17 protein-coding genes and 5 pseudogenes are annotated in these 17,834 nt (G+C 69.3%); 12 read left to right on the forward strand and 10 right to left on the reverse strand.

The features are described 5' to 3' along the window. Window position 1 precedes the first annotated feature (1 nt). The 7 genes from EFK10_RS43415 to EFK10_RS43440 all read left to right on the forward strand — a co-directional run bounded on the left by EFK10_RS43415 (window position 2) and on the right by EFK10_RS43440 (window position 5,868). Complete coding sequence (locus EFK10_RS43415; protein WP_206305825.1) at window positions 2-223, forward strand: V-type ATP synthase subunit F; 222 nt, start codon at window positions 2-4, stop codon at window positions 221-223. Continuing rightward, a complete protein-coding gene (locus EFK10_RS43420; protein WP_127361142.1) occupies window positions 220-747 on the forward strand; it encodes a V-type ATP synthase subunit E family protein in 528 nt (175 codons plus the stop codon). Before EFK10_RS43415 ends, EFK10_RS43420 begins: the two co-directional genes overlap by 4 nt. Next, entirely contained in the window at window positions 735-2,519 is a 1,785-nt protein-coding gene (locus EFK10_RS43425) for a V-type ATP synthase subunit A (RefSeq protein ID WP_127361143.1), read from the forward strand. Before EFK10_RS43420 ends, EFK10_RS43425 begins: the two co-directional genes overlap by 13 nt. Before the next feature lie 60 nt (window positions 2,520-2,579). Further along, window positions 2,580-3,962 (forward strand): V-type ATP synthase subunit B, encoded by a 1,383-nt coding sequence (locus tag EFK10_RS43430; protein ID WP_127361144.1) that lies wholly within the window; start codon window positions 2,580-2,582, stop codon window positions 3,960-3,962. Beyond that, on the forward strand, window positions 3,959-4,654 hold the full coding sequence (locus EFK10_RS43435; protein WP_240677834.1) for a V-type ATP synthase subunit D: 696 nt from the start codon (window positions 3,959-3,961) through the stop codon (window positions 4,652-4,654). The genes EFK10_RS43430 and EFK10_RS43435 overlap by 4 nt, the downstream gene beginning before the upstream one ends. Window positions 4,655-4,800: 146 nt before the next feature. Further along, a complete protein-coding gene (locus tag EFK10_RS51575; protein WP_240677835.1) occupies window positions 4,801-4,920 on the forward strand; it encodes a GAP family protein in 120 nt (39 codons plus the stop codon). A gap of 270 nt (window positions 4,921-5,190) precedes the next feature. After that, on the forward strand, window positions 5,191-5,868 hold the full coding sequence (locus EFK10_RS43440; protein WP_127361145.1) for a CBS domain-containing protein: 678 nt from the start codon (window positions 5,191-5,193) through the stop codon (window positions 5,866-5,868). A gap of 99 nt (window positions 5,869-5,967) precedes the next feature. Here the strand turns inward: EFK10_RS43440 and EFK10_RS51580 are convergent. The 4 genes and pseudogenes from EFK10_RS51580 to EFK10_RS43460 all read right to left on the reverse strand — a co-directional run. Then, a pseudogene (locus EFK10_RS51580) lies at window positions 5,968-6,078 on the reverse strand (Acg family FMN-binding oxidoreductase); the annotation flags it as partial. Continuing rightward, window positions 6,075-6,170: pseudogene (locus EFK10_RS43450) on the reverse strand (IS5/IS1182 family transposase); the annotation flags it as partial. The pseudogenes EFK10_RS43450 and EFK10_RS51580, both read right to left, overlap by 4 nt. 86 nt (window positions 6,171-6,256) lie before the next feature. Beyond that, the gene (locus EFK10_RS43455) at window positions 6,257-7,174 is read right to left on the reverse strand and encodes a DUF1918 domain-containing protein (RefSeq protein ID WP_127361146.1); all 918 of its coding nucleotides are present in this window, start codon (window positions 7,172-7,174) and stop codon (window positions 6,257-6,259) included. Between the two features lie 192 nt (window positions 7,175-7,366). Then, window positions 7,367-8,107 (reverse strand): hypothetical protein, encoded by a 741-nt coding sequence (locus EFK10_RS43460; RefSeq protein ID WP_127361147.1) that lies wholly within the window; start codon window positions 8,105-8,107, stop codon window positions 7,367-7,369. A gap of 234 nt (window positions 8,108-8,341) precedes the next feature. On the opposite strand from EFK10_RS43460, the gene EFK10_RS43465 reads away from it, so the two are divergent. Together EFK10_RS43465 and EFK10_RS43470 are read left to right on the forward strand one after the other, a co-directional pair. After that, entirely contained in the window at window positions 8,342-9,307 is a 966-nt protein-coding gene (locus EFK10_RS43465) for a ferritin family protein (RefSeq protein WP_127361148.1), read from the forward strand. A 163-nt stretch (window positions 9,308-9,470) separates the two neighbouring features. Next, window positions 9,471-10,212: pseudogene (locus tag EFK10_RS43470) on the forward strand (IS6 family transposase). 11 nt (window positions 10,213-10,223) lie between these two features. On the opposite strand, the pseudogene EFK10_RS43475 reads toward EFK10_RS43470, so the two are convergent. From EFK10_RS43475 to EFK10_RS43490, 4 genes and pseudogenes are all read right to left on the reverse strand, one after another. Next, window positions 10,224-10,520: pseudogene (locus tag EFK10_RS43475) on the reverse strand (transposase family protein); the annotation flags it as partial. 102 nt (window positions 10,521-10,622) lie between these two features. Beyond that, a complete protein-coding gene (locus EFK10_RS43480) occupies window positions 10,623-11,213 on the reverse strand; it encodes a signal peptidase I (RefSeq protein WP_127361149.1) in 591 nt (196 codons plus the stop codon). Then, on the reverse strand, window positions 11,210-11,797 hold the full coding sequence (locus tag EFK10_RS43485; protein WP_127361150.1) for a hypothetical protein: 588 nt from the start codon (window positions 11,795-11,797) through the stop codon (window positions 11,210-11,212). Before EFK10_RS43485 ends, EFK10_RS43480 begins: the two co-directional genes overlap by 4 nt. Window positions 11,798-12,855: 1,058 nt before the next feature. Further along, window positions 12,856-13,197 carry a transposase family protein gene (locus EFK10_RS43490; RefSeq protein ID WP_127361151.1) on the reverse strand — a complete coding sequence of 114 codons (342 nt, stop codon included), beginning with the start codon at window positions 13,195-13,197 and terminating at the stop codon, window positions 12,856-12,858. 548 nt (window positions 13,198-13,745) lie between these two features. Here EFK10_RS43490 and EFK10_RS43495 point away from each other — a divergent pair. Further along, entirely contained in the window at window positions 13,746-13,976 is a 231-nt protein-coding gene (locus tag EFK10_RS43495) for a universal stress protein (RefSeq protein WP_127361162.1), read from the forward strand. 236 nt (window positions 13,977-14,212) lie between these two features. Here the strand turns inward: EFK10_RS43495 and EFK10_RS43500 are convergent, their stop codons facing one another. Beyond that, window positions 14,213-15,898, reverse strand: a complete 1,686-nt coding sequence (locus tag EFK10_RS43500) for a multicopper oxidase family protein (RefSeq protein ID WP_127361152.1) — start codon at window positions 15,896-15,898, stop codon at window positions 14,213-14,215. A 449-nt stretch (window positions 15,899-16,347) separates the two neighbouring features. On the opposite strand from EFK10_RS43500, the gene EFK10_RS43505 reads away from it, so the two are divergent. Then, a complete protein-coding gene (locus tag EFK10_RS43505) occupies window positions 16,348-16,707 on the forward strand; it encodes a DUF6444 domain-containing protein (protein WP_127361153.1) in 360 nt (119 codons plus the stop codon). Window positions 16,708-16,790: 83 nt separating this feature from the next. Further along, a complete protein-coding gene (locus EFK10_RS53670; RefSeq protein ID WP_407647254.1) occupies window positions 16,791-17,330 on the forward strand; it encodes an IS66 family transposase in 540 nt (179 codons plus the stop codon). A 101-nt stretch (window positions 17,331-17,431) separates the two neighbouring features. Here EFK10_RS53670 and EFK10_RS48215 read toward each other — a convergent pair. Then, window positions 17,432-17,834, reverse strand: a pseudogene (locus EFK10_RS48215) (ArdC-like ssDNA-binding domain-containing protein); the annotation flags it as partial.

Here is a 17,834-nt window from a genome sequence, read left to right on the forward strand (position 1 = left end):
CATGGGACGCGTGGCAGCCATCGGAGAGCAGGCGCGGGTGGCGGGACTGGCCCTGGCCGGGGTGACCGTCCTGGTCGCCGAGGAACCGGAGTCCGTACGCCGGGCATGGCACGACCTGCCGCAGGACGTCGCCCTGGTGATCGTCACCCCGGCCGCCGCCGACACCCTGGGCCCAGCGCTGCTGGACGGCACCCGGCCGCTCACCGCGGTGATGCCGGTATGAGGCCCCCGGCACCGGATCAGGCGGCTTCCGCCCTCCAACCGGTGCGGGAGCGGCTGCTGCGCTCGGCCCGGGCCGACGCCGAGGAGCTGCTCGCCCGCGCGGACCAGGAAGCCGGCGCCCTTCTCGACGCAGCCAGGGCCCAGGCCGCGGCGATCCTCGACGACGCCCGCAAGCAGGGCGAGGCCGACGCCGCTCAGGGCCACACCGCCGAGCTCACCCGGGTCCGCAGAACCACCCGCGCCCGCGAACTCGCCGTCCGCAGACAGGCGTACGAGGAGCTGCGCCGCCGCACCACCGAACGTGTCCGGGAACTGCGGCACACGCCCGACTACCCGGCCATCCGCGACCGGCTGACCCGACGGGCCCGACGGCTTCTCGGCCCGGACTGCGAGGTTGCCGAGCACCCCGGCGGAGGCATCGTGGCCCATGCGCCGGGCCGCCGGGCCGACTGCACCCTGGACGCCCTCGCCGCCCGTGCCCTGGACCGGCTCGGCGCGCAGACGGAGACACTGTGGGCACCGTGAAGAGTGCGCCCGGCGCAGCCATCGTCACCCCGGACGGCGGGCCGGAGCGGCCCTGCCGCGTCCTGCGGGTCGCCGGCCCCCTGGTCGAGATGGAGTACGCCGCCGGCACCGCCATGTACGACGTGGTCTCCCTCGGCGAAGCCGGGCTGCCCGGCGAGGTGGTGGCGATCAAAGGGGGCGTGGTCACGGTCCAGGCGTACGAGTACACCGGTGGCCTGGCCCCCGGGCACAGCGCCCGGCCCCTGGGCATGCCGCTGGCCGCCCGCCTCGGCCCCGGTCTGCTCGGCGGGATCTTCGACGGCCTGCTGCGCCCGCTGTCCGGCAGCGGCGACTGGCTCCTCCCCGGTGCCGGCGCGACCGGGGACGCAGAGCGGCGGTGGCGGTTCACTCCCCGGGTGACGGCGGGGGAACCGGTGTCGGAGGGCGAGGTCCTCGGCGAGATCCGGGGAACCGGGCCGGTGTGTCTGCGGGCTCTCGTGCCGCCCGGCGCCGGCGGCGCGGTGGAGCGGATCGCTCCAGAGGAGGAGCACCACGAGGACGCGGTCGTGGCCGTCGTCGGCGGCACCCAGGTGCGGATGACCGCCGACTGGCCGATCCGCCGCCCGCGCCCGGTCCGTGAGCGTCTGAGCGCACAGCAGCCACTGAACACCGGCCAGCGCGCGATCGACCTGCTGTTCCCCGTGGCCCGGGGCAGTACGGTCGCCGTACCCGGCGGCTTTGGAACCGGCAAGACGATGCTGCTGCAGCAGATCGCCAAATGGTGCGACGCCGACGTCATCGTCTACGTCGGCTGCGGAGAGCGCGGCAACGAGATGGCCGACGTCATCACCGAACTGGCCGCGCTGGAGGATCCGCGGACCGGAGGCCGGCTCGCCGACCGCACGGTGACCATCGCCAACACCTCGAACATGCCGATGATGGCCCGTGAGGCGAGCATCTACACCGGCGCCACGGTCGCCGAGTACTTCCGCGACATGGGCCTTGACGTCGTGGTCATCGCCGACTCGACCTCCCGCTGGGCCGAGGCACTGCGCGAGTTCGCCTCCCGCACCGGCGCGCTGCCCGCGGAAGAGGGCTATCCGGCGGGCCTGGCCTCGGCGATCGCCGCCTTCTACGAACGGGCCGGTGCGGTGACCACGCTCGGCGGTGCCCGGGGCTCGGTGACCGTGATCGGCGCGGTCTCCCCGCCCGGCGGCGACATGACAGAACCGGTCACCGCCCACACCGAACGGTTCGTACGCTGCCTGTGGACGCTCGACCGCGATCTCGCCTACGCCCGCCATTACCCGGCGGTGTCCTGGGCGGGCTCCTTCTCCCGCGACGCGCAGATCCTCGCCCCCGGCTACACGGCGGCCGGCGACCCCGCCTTGTCCGCCCGGCGCGCCAGGGCCGCCGGCCTGCTGGCCGAGGCCGACCGGCTGGCCGACCTCGTCGACCTGATCGGCATCACCGCGCTTCCCGACCAGGAGCGGGTCAGCGTGCTCGCCGGCCGGCTGATGCGTGAGGGCGTCCTCCAGCAGAGCGCACTGTCCGCGCAGGACTCCTATTGCGGTGCGGACAAGAGCGCGGCGCTGGTCGAGGCGGTGCTCGCGGTCGTCGACCGGTGCCGGGAACTCGTCGACGCCGGCGTACCCGCCGCGGCGGTCGAGGAGGCGGACTTCGGACCGTTGCTCCGCGCCCGCGAGGATGCCGGCCCGAACGATGCCGCAGGCGTCGCGACCCGGCGGGACGCGATGCTCGCCGCGCTCGCCGGGCTCCAGGAGGCGGCGTGAGTACTGCACCGCGCGACCGCCGGTCCGGCGGGATGGGGACGGGGTGGAGGGGGTGACGGCGTGACCGGCTTGGGTGAGATCGAATACACGGCGATCCGTGAACTGCGCGGTCCGCTCGCCGTCGTCGAAGGGGTGGCGGGGGTCGGCTGGGACGAGTTCGTCCGGATTACGCTCGACTCCGGGGAGCAGCGGCACGGCCTCGTGCTGGAGGTGGATCGCGGACTCGCCGTGGTGCAGGTCCTGGAGGACACCGCCGGGATGGATCCGGCGCGGGTCCGGATGGCCTTCGCCGGAGAGCCGCTGCGCGTCCCGGTCGGTTCCGGCTGGCTGGGCCGGGTCTGCAACGGCCGTGGTGAACCGATCGACGGCGGGCCGCCGGTCTTCGGGTCCGCCACTGCGGCGGTTGGCGGGAATCCGATCAACCCGGTACGCCGGGAACCGCCCGCCGAGCCGGTGCTCACGGGCGTCGGAGTCGTGGATGCGCTCACCACCCTGGTACGGGGCCAGAAGCTGCCGGTGTTCTCCGTCGCGGGTCTGCCGCACCTGGAACTGGCCGCCCAGGTCGCGGCCCAGTCCACTGCGGCCGGAGAGGCCTTCAGCGTCGTCTTCGCCGGGATGGGACTCACCCACGCCGACGCCTCCTTCGTCCGCGACGCCCTGGAGGAGCGGTCCGCCGCCGGAGAGCTGGTGCTGCTGCTCAACACCGCCGACGACCCGGTCATCGAGCGGATCCTCACCCCGCGGATCGCGCTGACCGTCGCCGAGCACCTCGCCTTCGGCTCGGGCAGGCACGTGCTCGTGGTCATGACCGACATGACCAGCTACGCCGAGGCGTTGCGCGAGGTCTCTGCGGCGCGCGGCGAGATCCCCGCCCGCCGCGCCTACCCCGGCTATCTCTACAGCGATCTCGCCTCCCTCTACGAGCGCTGCGGGCGCATCCGCGGCCGGCCAGGCTCCGTCACAGTCCTTCCGGTGCTCACCATGCCCGCCGGTGACATCACGCACCCGGTCCCGGACCTGACCGGTTACATCACGGAGGGGCAGATCGTGCTGTCCCGTGAGACGCACGCACAGGGCGTCTATCCGCCGGTGGACGCCCTGTCCTCGCTCTCCCGGCTGATGCGCAAGGGGGCCGGTCCCGGCCGTACCCGGCCCGACCACCTCGATGTCGCTGCGCAGATGCTCGCCGCCCTCGCCCGGGCCCGGCAGGTACGTGAGCTGGCCGACCTCGTCGGGCAGGCGGCACTGAGCCCGGCCGACCACCGGTACCTGGACTTCGACGAGGCGTTCCTACGACGCTTCGTGCACCAGCGGCTCGACGAACTGCGGACCCTCGACGAGACGTTGGACAGTGCCTGGCAGGTGCTGCTCACCCTGCCCCGCAGCCAACTCGCCATGCTGCCGTCCGCGCTGCTGGACGCGCACGGCGCGGAGCGGGGGTGAACGCGGTGGCCACCCTGCGTACTCCACCCGGGCGTGCCGGGCGGCTGCGCCTGCGGCACAGCCTGGCGGTCGCCGTGCGCGGAGCCGATCTCCTGGAGAAGAAGCTGCGCATTCTGCGCATGGAGCACCAGCGCCTCGTACAGGCCGAGGAGGCCTGCTCCGCCGCCTGGCGGACACGGCTGCAGGAGGCCGAGACCTGGCTGCTGCGGGGGCTCGTCCTGAGCGGGGAGCACGCCCTGCACTCGGCGGCGGCCGGTCTCGCTCCGGCGGACGTCACCGTCGGCTGGACCGCATCCATGGGGGTGCGCCACCCCTCGGAGATCTCGTGTACGGTCCCGGCACGCGCGCCGGGCGCCGCCGCACCGGGCAACACCGCCCTGGTCCACGCCGAGGCCGCCTACCGGCAAGCGGTGCAGGCTGCCGCAGACTACGCCTGCGCCCGGGCCGCCGCCCGCATCGTCGGCGCGGAGGTGACGAGCACGAGCCAGCGGGTCCGCGCACTGCAGCGCCACTGGATACCCCGCCTGCAGGAGGCCCTCGCCCGCGCAGACCTCACTCTGGAGCAGAGCGAGCACGAGGACTCGGTCCGGCGGCGCTGGGCAGCCCAGGTCTCGACGGAGTCGGACCGGCCGACCGAGCGGAAGCAGTCGCACGGGCCGGATGGCCCCGCACCGACGGCCGACAAGCCGTAACGCCCGGGACAGGGGACCGACCGGGCTTTGCAGGGCCGGGTCACTCCGGGGAGCGTGTGAAACGAGGGCCCAGTCCGCCGCCGTACGCAGGGCAGTGGCGGCGGATCCGGAGACGACGGCCGGGTACCGCCGCGTTCGGAGGAGGAGTGTTCCGCAAGCGCGCTCAGCGGATGATGCCCCGTCTGCGGCAGTGGGTGAACTCCGACAGCTGGCTGGTCAACATCGCTGCCTGCCTGATCTTCATCGCACTCGTCCTCAGCGATTGAGCCGCCGTTGCTCAGCCAAGGAGCGCGCAGAGCGGCTGTGCGGTCGGCGAGCATGCGGCAGGTGATCGCGGTGCCGGGGACGACGAAGGAGCAGTAGAAGGTGCCGAGTAAATGTGGAATTCGGTGTGGACACTGGCCTGAATGAGGCGGTGGGCGTAATGGAACGGGGGTATCCCGTAAATACGGCCAAAGCGGGTGTAACTGCTCGACCTGTATGCGCCCTACGGCGCAGGCCAGGTGCCCTGACGAGGCGAGAGGAGGAGGTCTGAAGTGCCCGAGACTCCGCACATCGTGAGCGATGTGATGACCCTGACGGTCGTGGCCGTCGGACGCGCCGCACCCTTCAAGGAGATCGTCCGGACCATGGAGCAGAGGAAGGTCAGTGCCCTGCCGGTCCTGGAGGGCGAGGGGCGCGTCATAGGTGTCGTCTCCGAAGCCGACCTGCTGCCCAAGGAGGAGTTCCGCGACAGCGACCCGAACCGCAACGAGCAGCTCCGGCGGCTGTCCGACCTCGCCAAAGCGGGGGCGGTAACTGCGGAGGAGCTCATGAGTAGCCCCGCCGTCACGGTGCACCCCGGCGCCACCTTGGCCCAGGCGGCCAGGCTCATGGCCGTCCGGCGCGTCAAACGGCTCCCTGTGGTCGATGACGCGGGCATGCTGCAGGGCATCGTCAGCCGTGCCGATCTGCTCAAGGTCTTCCTGCGGCCGGACGAGGACATCGAGGAGGAGGTCCGCCGCACGGTGGTGTCCTACCTTTTCCCCGCCCTCAGCCACACCATCCACGTGACCGTGCACGACGGAGTCGTCACCCTCCGCGGACAGATCCGCGACACCTCGCTCATCTGGGTTGCCGCGCGCCTCGTCCGCGCCGTGGAGGGCGTCGTGGACGTCGAGTCTCAGCTCACCGGCGAGTCCGCCGCCCCGGCCGGACCGGAAAACGCGCAGTGACAGGCCCGCCAGGACGGAGTTGGCGGACGGCGGGTACTCGTCAGCTATGAAGGAGGCGCAGGCAAGACGCAGGCACTGACTGGCGGCACCCTCAGGCGGTCAGGGCTGGATGTCGAGCACTTCCGGCACCGGGCGGCGCGGTGTGCTGGGGCTTTGGGGACCGTATCCGAGGCGCAGCACCATCTGTACGTGGTCGGTGCCTGATCGCGGTTGTGCGCCTCCTTCCAACCAGGCAGCTCTTCGCCTTCGCGGCGGCGGTGGGGCATGAGGAGTCCGGTGCCGGGATAGCCACCGTCGGCCGCTGCGGCGAGGAGACCACCGTCGCGCAAGCCATGCCCCCGGAGATCATTTACGGGGCAGCCCTTAGCGAGCGGCAGTACGTGGCAACTCACTGATCGGCCGGACTGATGCGACGCCCCGTCAGGCGCCTGGGCCGGATCGACACCCACATCTCGCGTTCGCCCCCCGCCCAAGGCTTGGTGTGGGCGCGATCGGCCAGCCGTCGCACTGCGTCGGGCTCCGTAACAACCCGCGCGAGGCCGACGGCGAGCACGCTCCATCCCTGGCTCATGGCATCGTCCACATGGTCGACCTCGAATGCGACATTCGTTCCCACGGCCGCCGCAGGCACTGAGTCAGGCGCGGTCCGGAAAGCGATCTTGTCATCGATGACCTCGTAGTTCACCGGGATGACTGTCGGGCCATCGGGTGTCGATACCGCGACGCGTCCCACGCCATGCGTGGAAAGCCGGGCACGGCATTCGTCGGGGCCGAGGTCCTGGAGCCGGGGGTGCAAGAGCGCCTGGCCTTGGCCGGGCGGCAGATCGATGCCGCCTCCGCGCAGGGCTGCGACGGTGGTGCCCAGCGCGGCGGCCAGGCTGATGAGACTCGCCAGGCTCGGGTCGGCCGGGTGTTCTTCGAGGTACGCCAGGTAGTCCGGCGCCATTCTGGCGCGGCGGGCGGTTTCTGCCCGGGTGAGCCCTTGCCGCTTGCGTTCGACGGCCACGCGCCGGCCGATGTCGCCAGGGTTGGATGCCCCATCAATCGGGATCCTGTCGGACACGGCACCCACCTCATCCATGCCCGGCCGGGAAAGCTCGTGGGGTCTCCCGGGCCCGTGCCCGACGTGACGGACATGCGCGTCGGGCCCGGGGAACACGAGCGTCACCTCGTCCGTATCCGTCCAGCGCACGTCGTAGGGAGGGGTTCCGTCCTCGTGGTGGAGTCCGACAATCTCGCCGTCGCGCCTGTTAGCGCCGGTGGCCGGGCTTTCGACAACAAGTTGATCGCCGAGGTGAGCTCGCATGATCGCCGCCGTTTCCTCAAACTACTGCTGTACCCAACGTGCCACGCGCGGCGTGCTACCGCATGGGATGAGAAACCCTGATCCAGGGGCCGAATGGGCCGGTCTCGGTCCTACTTGCCCCAAACGGGCCTGGGCGGCTCGCCCGTGGGTGAACTGGTTCTGACACGCTCGACATGTGGCCGCAGCGCCCCATCACCTCGGCATCAGCCGAAGCGACGGGGCGCTGTCGTGCGGGGTCAGGACAGCCGCAGCCCTGCTGCACGCCAGGCTCGCCACCGGCCTGGCCCGCAGCGGCGACCGTAAAGGCGCCGGCCGATGTCCCCGCCGCCGTGGCTGGCCTTCATCAACCAGCAGCGGACACGTCGGTGCTGTCGTGCTGGTTGCTCGGCGGCGACGCCGCGGCGGTAGCCGTTCTCGCGCAGCTCGGCGAGGGCGGTGGCGCTGCTCGGTCTCGGGCTTGCGGCCACGGGATTGGGGGCCGGCCGGGCTCCCGGCCGCGCCGGTGTTGTCACCGGTGCGCTTACGGTCGAAGTCCTGCAGGTCGCCGCGGCGGAAGGCGGGGATCTGCCGTCCTGTGGGACCCTCCACGGTGCCGACCGCCTCCGGGAAGTAACCCGGGTTGCCCCCGAGGTACTTGCGGATGACGCCGGGACCGGCGAAGTTGAACCACGCTGCGGCCTGGTTGATGGAGATCCGGTCCTCGACGTCGCCGTCGTAGAGCTCCGGGTCGGTGGGCAGCAGCTTCTTCTTGCGCTGCTGCAGGCCGGCGTAGAAGGCCTCGAACTGCTCCTGGTCGTAGAAGTTGACCCGGGCGAAGAGCCCGGGGCTTGCGGGGGGCCTTAACCCGATTAAGAGCCTTCTCCGCCTCCGTGTGCTGTTGCTGCTGTGGGAGCCGGCCGATGCGGCGGCCGTCCTTGACCTCTTTCGCAGCACGGCCGCGTCACAACGGATCGAAGGTCGGTGCGGCCATGAGCGCGGTCAGGATCGATCTCCAGAGTGGTCAGCGGGCCATCCATTCCGGGACGGTGCGGGTGCGTGCCGGGCGGCCAGCGACAATGGCACGCTGCGTAGTCACTCGGATGGGTGACGTGAAGGGGCAGGGGTGCACGCGTGCGGGTCGTATGGGGGAGGGCGCTTCCCCCCAAGAGGCCCCCAGAGGAGGACATCATGTTCCGCCACTCGATACGCACGCTTCTGGTCGGCCTGTGCACGCTTACCGCGGCATCACAGGCCGCCACGGCCGTGGCCCTTGCCGTACCGGCCGAGCCGCACCCGGCGGCGCCCGCCGCCCAGGCACTGCGCCAGCAGACGCTCTCCGACCTCACCACCGCTACGAAGGGAGAGGCGTTCGCCTACGCCTCCTACAGCCTCTTCGGCACTCAAGCCGACCGTGAAGCCCACCCGGCCATTGGCAAGCTCTTCCGCACCACGGCACAGACCGAGCTGAACAAGTACCTGCACCAAGCGGCCACCCTGACCGGCCTGGCTGGCACGAACACGGCCAACCTGCGCCAGGCCATCAACGGCGAGACCTACGAGCACCAGGTCATGTACCGCGGCTTCGCAGACCAGGCCCGCAAGGACGGAGACCTGGACGCCGCCAAGCTGTTCACCGAGATCGCCGCGGACGAGGGCCGCCACCGCGACGCCTACCGCACAGCGCTCACGGTCGTGACCACCGGCCGCGGCACCATCCCGGCGCCACCGAAGGCGGACACGGTGTTGGTGCCTGCCGGGCTGCCCCAGGTAAAGGCCGCCCGCACAAAGGCCAACCTGGACACCGCCATGCACGGCGAGGCACTCGCCCACGCCAAGTACATGCTCTTCGCCGCACGCGCGAACCAGACCGGCAACACCGCGCTGGCCCGCCTATGGAAGGGCACAGCCGGGGTGGAAGTGCACGAGCACTTCGCCGGCGAAGCGGTACTGGCCGGACTCGTGCGCACAACCAAGGCGAACCTGCGCAAGGCCATCACCGGGGAGCACAACGAAGCGACCAACCTGTACCCGGGGTTCGCCAAGCGCGCCACCGCCGCAGGTGACACCGCCACCGCCCGCTACTTCCGCGACACCGCCGCGGACGAAGCCCGGCACACCGCCGCCTTCCAGCGGGCACTCAACCAGCTGCACTGACCACCCCCGGGCGAGACGAACAACCCGCGAGGCCAGCCGGGCGGACCCCCGACCGCCCGGCCGATCCGCACTTCTCCCCGTGGCCTGGCGTTGCGGGTGCCGATAATTCATCCGCCCAGGTCGGCAGCTTATGAGCTGCCGACCTGGGCGCTCACGTTTGCTGATCTTCCCGGGGAGGGGTTGTGGTGGAGTCGGGGTCGCCGTCGTACAGGGGTTCCGGTTCCCGGCGGAGATCATCTCCCATGCGGTGTGGCTGTACCACCGCTTCCCGCTGGTCCTTCCGCGAGGTCGAGGAGTTGCTGCTCGCCCGCGGGGTCATCGTCTCCCACGAGACCATCTGGCAGTGGTGCGACCGGTTCGGCCCGCAGTACGCGGCCGCACTGCGCCGCCGCCGGCCGCAGGCCCGCGACAAATGGCACCTCGATGAGGTGTTCATCAAGGTCAACGGGGTGCGGCAGTACCTATGGCGCGCGGTGGACCAGGACGGCAACGTGCTGGACATCCTGGTCCAGTCCCGGCGGGACGCGAAGGCCGCGAAGCGGTTCATGGCCAAGCTCATGAAGAAGCAGCGCCGGGTACCCCGGGTGCTGGTCACCGACAAGTGCCGCTCCTACGGGCCGGCTCACCGGGAACTGATGGGCTCGGTGGAACACCGGTCACACACGGGGCTGAACAACCGGGCGGAGAACTCGCATCAGCCCACCCGCCAGCGCGAACGCGCGATGAAGTACTTCCGCTCACCCCGGTCAGCCCAGAAGTTCCTCGCCGCATTCAGTCAGATCCCGCCCCATTTCCGGCCCCGACGTCATCTGATGGCCGCATCCGAGTACCGGGCCGAGATGACCGTCCGCTTCGCCATCTGGGACCGCATCACCGGCGTCACCACCTTGCCCACCACGGCCTGAACCAGAGCCAGTCACCCGGCCCCACCACGACTCACACACCTCAACCAACCCACCAGCCCGACAAGTTCACAACGCCCCTCGGCGTTCGTCAGTACAAGGAGAGCCCGCAGAAGCGTGGTCGCGTGTCGGGCGTACATGCGCACCTTGGTGAGGATCCGCCAGTTCTTCAGGTCGGCGAAGCCGTGCTCGTTCGCCGCTCGCTCGCGGCTGACCAGCCGGTTCGCTTCCTTCTGGGCGTCGGTGAGCGGATGGCCGCGGGTCGCCCGGCGGCCGGTGACGATGACGGGGTCGTCGTCCAGGCCGCCGAAGCCGAGATCGGCGGCTCCTGTTCTCCTCTCGGATCATTCTTCGGAGGCTGGTGCGTGCCGCGGCCAGGTCTGCCTCAAAGCTCGTCACACGCCTCAGTGATGTCACGCGTCGTTCAGGCCACCGGGGCTACTTGTGTTGCTGCGGCTGTGCAGTGGCAGAGCGGCAAGCGCGAGCAGAATGGCAAGTCCGAGCAGCACGATCGCCTCGGGCACGGGTTGCTTGGCGCGCCAGAGCTGGACTGGCAGCCCGATCCAGGGCACGCGCAATCGTTCTACGCCTTGGAGTGCCGTGGGCCGTATCGGGGTGGAGTCCGGTGTGGAGTTGGCGTCACCTTTGGTGATCAGGTCGTTGTTGGGAAGTACCTGGTAGACCCGATGGGTGAGCAGATGGCTGGGTCGGGTGGGGTCCTGGGCCAGCACGATTTGGCCCACCGCCGGTGTGCGGTCGCGCGGTGGTGGCTGGTAGAGAACGACGTCGCCCGGCATGAGGGCGGGACGCATGGAGCCGGACTGCACCACGCCCGCTGTCCAGCCCAGCGCCACCACGGGCAAGTGCGCCCACACCAGCAGCCCAACCATCGAGCCGAGCACGGTACGTGAGATGACCGCGGTGACCACGCGGATCGGGTGCGGGGCGCCCTTGGCCGTGGGTTGGCGGGGCGTGTCGGCGGCCAGGTCACCTCCGAGGGTCACTTGCGTTCCCGCGCTTCCCAGGTGAAGGACGCCTCGTTAACGGTTTCGCTTTGCGAGCTGTTGGGTGCGCTCGGACTGAACTTCCACGCGAAGCGGAAACTCAGCGAGTTGGGTGGCTTGCCGGGCAGGGTCCAGGGACCCACGCCGGTGCGGAAGTCGGTGTGCAGGGCGACGAACGTGTCCAGGGTGCCGTCGAACGCGGTCACGTGCGGAGTGAAGCCGTTGCAGTCGCCGAAGGTGCCGCCGCTGCCTACCTCGATTTTGAGGTCGATGAAGGATTGGAAGTTGCTGGGCCAGTTCGGCGAGCTGCTGTACAGCTTGAGCGCGGTGGGGAAGTTGGCGTTCGACTTGATCCTGATGCAGTTGGAGCCTGTGTCGCCAGGTCGCATGTTGTCGATGCGGAACATGGGCACCTTGCTGTCGTTGGCCAGCCCCGCCGAGCCGGCGGCCCACGTGTTGCCGCTGTTGCTGCTGGTCCCACTCCAGTCGGCGTTGGTGGCACCCCAGACCAGAGCACCGCTGAGCAGTAACCCGAGCGGAACGGGCACCACCTGTGCCAGCACCTTCAGCCAGGGACGCGCCATCGCCCACTCCGTTCAATTCCGTCGTTCCTGCAGCATATGTCTCACCCTGTCTCACCTGCGGCGGTGCCGCTCCGTGTCGCAATCCGGTTCTGATGGAGGCTCGATTCCCTGAGGAAGGTCGGGAACCGGAAACGGAGCGTCCGTCACCGCGCCAGGTCGGCGGCGATCCGTGGCGGCGGCGCTACCGGCCCGCACAGGCGGTGACGTTCGCTGGCGACACGGACGCCAAGCCGCTGATCGAGGCCAGGACTTTGCCTTGCCCAGAGGCGGAACAGGGTCAGGCTGTGGGTCTGGCCGCCGCGTAGCCGCACGTGTGCCGTGATCGTCTGATCGACGCCCGGATCAGCGTGACATCCTCGACCAGCAGGCCGACGAACCCTCGGCTGCCGCACCCGCGACCGGTTCGAAGAGGAACGGCCGCCTGGCGGGCGCTGGCGACCTTCTCCAGCAGCGTGACCACACCTACAGCGCCCGCTCGATCTGCCTGTCCTCGATCTGCTCTTCCACGTTGGTTTGCTCGTCGCGGACGGTGTACCTCACCTGGGGAGGCCGGCCCTGGACACGCTGAATCCCTCCCGTGCGCTTCTGGAGTCCTGGCCCCTTGTACTGCACACGATCTCCCCGGTTGCACTCCATCGCTGTCTCCTGCTTCCGAGGCTGACTTGCACGGGTTAGCCTCTCTGAAGTGCGAAACCCGCCGCACATCCGCTCTGAGCGCGGGTCGCACTGTCATGCGATCGCGACTGATGACCACCAGCGACCGCTGTCGGCCGAACGAGGTAACGCAGTCCACGTTGGCCAACTAGCACCGCTCAAAATGGCCAACGTCGCTGACCACTCCCCGCTCGCCTGCGGCGTTCCACCGTGACTGGCGATATATCGCTGACACACCGCCCCGAGGGGTGAATCTAGAATCGGAATTATGTTCGATAAATTGCCTCCTGAGCTGCCCGGACTCCTCACGCTTAGGACATGGCACGCGATGTGACTGGAGCGGATCGACAGCAAGATCGCCGCAGTCCTGGTCGTGGGCGGCTGTCTGCGGCGAAGATCGTCGGTCAGCGTGCGACCTCGATGTTGGTCAGCACGAGCAGGGCGCGCTGGAGCGCGGTTGCGTGACGAACGTGCAGGCGGAGCTTGGTGATGATGCGCCAGTTCTTTAGGTGCGCGAACGCGTGCTCGCAGACCGCGCGCACGGACGCGATCAGCTTGTTGACCTGCTTCTTCGCCGGTGTGAGTGGCTTGGTGCGGGCGGCCTTATAGCCGGTGATGACTACGGGGTTGTCCGGGTCATCGTCCAGGCCGGTGAAGCCGAGGTCGCCGATGGCACCCAGTTCGTGGGCGCGCAGGTGCTCGACGAGGTGGTTGTAGCGGGAGGCGGGAGGTGACCGACGCCGGATCGAGCCGGTGCAGCCAGGTCGCCTGCCGCAGGGCTTCGTCGGCGAGGCGGCCGGCGGAGTCGTAGTCCCACGGACCGTTGAGGATCAGGCGGACGCCGGCCTCGCGGCCGCAGGTGACGCTCACCGTATGGCGGTGCAGCCGTACGGACGCGGGCCCGTACGGTACGACCGCCCCGGGGGTGCGCTGGGGGAGGTCGCTCAGACCATGGCGGCGGCGACGCGTTTGGGTAGGTGGTCGACGTCGGGCAGGCAGGGCAGGGCTGGGGCGCGGCGGGCGGCGGCGTGCAGCACCGCGACCATGCCGGTTCCGGTGAGGGAGCGGGCGTTGCTGCGCAGCGCGAGGCGGTATCCGGTCGGCAGGTCGGTGTGGGTGGTCCGGTGCGGCAGGGCGGCGTGGCGGGTGAGGTGACGGCATCGGCCACGTCCGCGTAGGGCAGGGCGAGGGGCATGGTCGTGTCTCCTCCTGGAGCAGGGGCTACAGGCCGGCGGCCGGGCGCGGGAGTGACCAGCGCCCGGCTGCCCGGACCGACTTTCAGAACAGGCTGTCGCTGTCGCCGAACCGCGCGGACTGTGCGGCCCGGGCCGTGAGCCCGGGCGTCGTTGTTCGCCACGGAACGCGGGAGGGCACGGTTTGTGACGCCCTGCTGGACGCGGCGATTACCGCCGATCTGTTGGTGGTCGGCGCGCGCCGCAGGCACGGCTCCCTACTTGGTCCGGTGAACCACGCGGTTTTGCACCACGCCGCCTACCCTGTGGCGGTCGTGCCCATAGCGGTGTGAAGGGGCCGGTCGGAGGGGCGGGGGTGGCCAGTTGGCCCTGTCGGTGGCCGCCGGCCGCCCCCGACACCCTGCCCGCTGGCAGGAGATGTTTGTCCAGGCCATGGCTCGGATCGCAGGCCGGTTCCGATGGGTCGAGCCCGGGCCACAGCGCGTGCGTCTGTGAAAGGGTAGAACCTGGCGGCCGGCGCAATGCAGACCGCCAGGTTCTACCCGGTCCGGTGTGTCTCTACCAGTGTCTAGGGCTGGCGCACCAGTTGGTCGAGATGTCCCTGCGTGAGTACGAGCGGCAGTTGGAATTGCGGCTTCAAGCCAACGACCAGGGGACGCATCATCTCGATGGCACCGTTTGAGAAAGCGCCGTCCTCATGGGAGAGGATGTGGCAGTGCCAGACTGAGGTTCCCGGGATGGTGTATTTGCCGACCCAGGCGGTGATGTAGTCCGGAGGGGACTCAAAGGTGTCCTTGGGTCCGGATTCGTAGGCGTTTGCCGGTTGGAAGGGTCCGATGGTGCTGGGCACGGGCCTGCCGTTGGCATCCCAAGCCCCGACATGCCATCGTCCGATCAGCTGCTGTTCGAGGAGGTGTTCATGGATGGGATGCGCGTCCGGACTATGGTTGCGCATGGCCCAAACTTCCGTGGAGCCGAGTTGGGGTGTCTCGGTGGGCGGGTCGAAATAGTTGAGCAGCTGGTTCTTGTCCCCGAGCTGGGGATTACCAGCCGTAATCTCGCCGGCCTGGACCGTTCGGAGGCGAGCCTGCGCCAGCTTGAGAGCGAGCGGCGTGGCGTTGTTGGTCTCCAGGATTGTCTTTGGTACCCGTGAATGGTCCGGACACGTCACGCTGGTGCCGACGTCGAATCGCATCAACTGAGGAATCGCCGGCGCCACGTTCGGCCCCGGGTAGGGTCCGGGAGCGTCGTTGGCCAGCACCCAGTTCTGCGAGTTGTGGCCGGTGAAGTCGACGACCACCTTGTAGCGCTCTCCGGGTGCGATGAGCAGGTCGCTGACCGGCGCGGGATGCAGCAGGTAGCCGTCGTCATTGCCGACCACGGTCATTGCCGGCGCAGCTGATGGAGATCCGGTGACCTGTTGCAGGCTCAGGTGGTAGAAGCGGGAGTCTGAGCCGTTGACCAGGGTGAAGGTGTAGCGTCTCGGCTCCACGTTCTGCTTGGGCGCGATGGTTCCATTGATCACCGGTCGGTCGCCGAAGAATTCCGGGTCGGCGTGCGTGTAGCACAGCGAATAGTCGGCGTTGAACGACTTGTCCTGCAGCACGTAGGACTTGGCGAACTTCCCCCGAGGCAGCCCGAACGACGGCTCCAATTTGTCGGTGTTGGGCGCCAGCCCCGCCAAGCCCTCATAGACGTGGTACGAGTCCGCCGCATCGGCGTGGTCGTGGTACCACAAGGGCGCCGCAGCCTGGTTGTTCGGATAGTGCTGCGTCTGTGATCCAAGCGGCGGGACTTCCACTCCGTTGGGTGCGGGGACGCCGTCGCTTGCCGCAGACTGCAGACCGCCATGGCGGTGTGTGGTGATGGTGTTGTTGTTGTTGGGCTGGTCGAACGGAAATACGGGTGTGCCTGCTGCGGGCAGGTTGTTGATTACCCGTACGTTGATGGGATGGTTCTTCTGGGTGACGAGGGTTGGGCCGAGGTAGTCCACGGTGGCGTTGGCCGTGCTGTAGCCCAGTGTCTTGGTCGGCCCCCACGCGCTGCTGAATTTGTGGGTGTTATGTACGCCCACCGTGAGCGTGTAGTGGTTGAACACGTCTGGTGCAGCCACCGGTGGCTGCTGCACATTATCGATGAAGGGCGTCGTCGCGGGCGAGGGGCCGCAGGTAATCGGAGCAGCCAGCGCAGTTGCCGACGGTCCGACCGCCATCAGCGACCCGGCCCCGACTACAGCCATGCTGGCTGCCAGCATGCGTGGCGGTATCAGGTGCCTGGCAGACCACCAGCGCTGTCGATGTCGTGTCGCGTACAAGAAGACCTCCCGCAGAAGTAGCGTTACCGGCGCTCGTATGCCGTCGACGCGTTGATTGGCCGTCACCAATCCGGCGGGATTGGTGGGTATCGACGTGCCCGCGAACCGTCAGAGGAATTTCTGCGGCCGGTGCGTAATTTGAGCTCGTCGGATTCAAAAATGTATGTCGTCGGGTGTGCCCGCCTGGCGTGCGTCGGTTTGAGCCCCCGAATGGTGATAGAATTCACCCCTTTGATGTAAGGGTTTTGACGCAGCTGTTCAGCTGGGGTGACGGTCTGTTGGACCTCTCCGGTTGTTGATCGTTAAGCTCGCGGTGTGGAGTCCACCGGTGAGCCGACGTGTGAGGAGTTGCTGCTCCTGCTGTCGGCGAAGGACGCACGATCGCGGCGTTGAGGGCGCTGGTCGAGCAGCAGGCGGTGCGGGTCGAGGGGCTGGTCGGCCGGGTTGCGGAGTTGGAACGGTGGCTGGGCAAGGATTCGTCGAATTCCTCGAAGCTGCCGTCCTCGGATGGTCCGTTCGCCAAGCCCGCACTGAAGCGGTCCTCGCGGACGCGTTCGGGGCGTGGTCCGGGCAAGCAGGACGGCACCTCCGGTGCGACGCTCAAGCGGGTCGAGGACCCGGACGAGACGGTGACCAGCGACCCGGAGATCTGCTGCGGGTGCGGGGACTCCCTGGTTGACGCCCCCGTCTTCGACGAACGCCGCCATCAGGTCTTCGATGCTCCGCGGCCCCTCTTCGTCCCGAGGTGACCGAGTGCCGGATCGTGTCGCGGACCTGCACGGGCTGCGGCACCACGACGGTGGACGATGTCCCGGCGTGGGCACGCGGGCGGGTGCAGTACCGCCCGAGGCTGATGGCGCGTGCCGTGTGGCTGGTGTGCGCCCATCACCTGCCGGTGCGCCGGGCCGCCGGCGTGCTGTCCGCGCTGCTGGGTGCGTCGGTGTCCGGTGGCTGGGTCGCCGCTCTGCGCGGGAAGGCAGCCCGTCTGCTGGAGTCCGGCTTCCTGCCGCGGGTAAGGGAGTTGATCGCCTCCGCCCCGGCCGCTCACACGGACGAGACCTGCGCGCGAGCGGCCGGTGCCCTGCGCTACCTGCACGTCGCCTGCACCGAGTACCTGACCGCGATGCACGTCGGCGACTGCACCAAAGGAAGCCATAGATGCGGGCGGGGTGGCCCGCCTTCGACGGCGTGCTGGTCCGCGACGGCTACGGTGGCTACACCCACCTCGACCACGGCCGGTTGCTTCGCTCTGGATCAGAGACCAGCGGTAGCCGTAGCGGCGCAGCGTGCGCCGCACGTGGGCGGCCGGGCCGGAGCGGGTCCGCATCGCGACGACCGTGTAGTAGTCCCCGGGCACGCCGGTTGCCGGTGACGGCGCGGGCGGACAGTGCGGGAGGGTCGCCGGTCCCGCGTACCCAGATGCCCAGCGGGGCAGCGTCACCGAGGGCGTCCAGGGCGGTCGGCCAGGCGGCGTCACCGGGGATGACGAACCGGGCAGTGATCTGAGTAGGCGGCGGAGTCAAGGCCGAACACTCCGCACACCACGTAGGCGACGGACTCGGCCTCGGTCTCCATCAGGCCCCGGTGCTGCCGGTGCTCGTTCATGTTGGTGACGTGTTCGCACTGGATGTGGGCGACTTCGTGGGTGAGTGTCTTGGCGGCGTGGGCGTCGTTGAGGGTGTCGCTGACTCGTACCGTGCGGGTGTCGGGGTTGGTCCATCCGTTGGCGGTGGGGGTTTTGCCGCGCTCGAGGGTGTAGCCGAGGGAGGCGGCGTAGGCGGTCGGCGGGGTGGACAGCCATCGCGGGGCGCCGTCTCCGCCTCCCTTATCTGGTCGCGGACGCGGTGCAGCTGGAACATCAGCGAGAGGAGGGACA

It is taken from the genome of Streptomyces soli (genome assembly GCF_003999195.1).
GTDB lineage: Bacteria > Actinomycetota > Actinomycetes > Streptomycetales > Streptomycetaceae > Actinacidiphila > Actinacidiphila soli.

Excerpts from the sequence above, each read along its gene's own strand:
- EFK10_RS43415 (WP_206305825.1), top strand. The coding sequence starts at position 2 with ATGGGACGCGTGGCAGCCATCGGAGAGCAGGCGCGGGTGGCGGGACTG.
- EFK10_RS43420 (WP_127361142.1), top strand. The coding sequence starts at position 220 with ATGAGGCCCCCGGCACCGGATCAGGCGGCTTCCGCCCTCCAACCGGTG.
- EFK10_RS43455 (WP_127361146.1), bottom strand. The coding sequence starts at position 7,174 with ATGCGAGCTCACCTCGGCGATCAACTTGTTGTCGAAAGCCCGGCCACC.
- EFK10_RS43500 (WP_127361152.1), bottom strand. The coding sequence starts at position 15,898 with ATGCTGGCAGCCAGCATGGCTGTAGTCGGGGCCGGGTCGCTGATGGCG.
- EFK10_RS43485 (WP_127361150.1), bottom strand. The coding sequence starts at position 11,797 with ATGGCGCGTCCCTGGCTGAAGGTGCTGGCACAGGTGGTGCCCGTTCCG.
- EFK10_RS43465 (WP_127361148.1), top strand. The coding sequence starts at position 8,342 with ATGTTCCGCCACTCGATACGCACGCTTCTGGTCGGCCTGTGCACGCTT.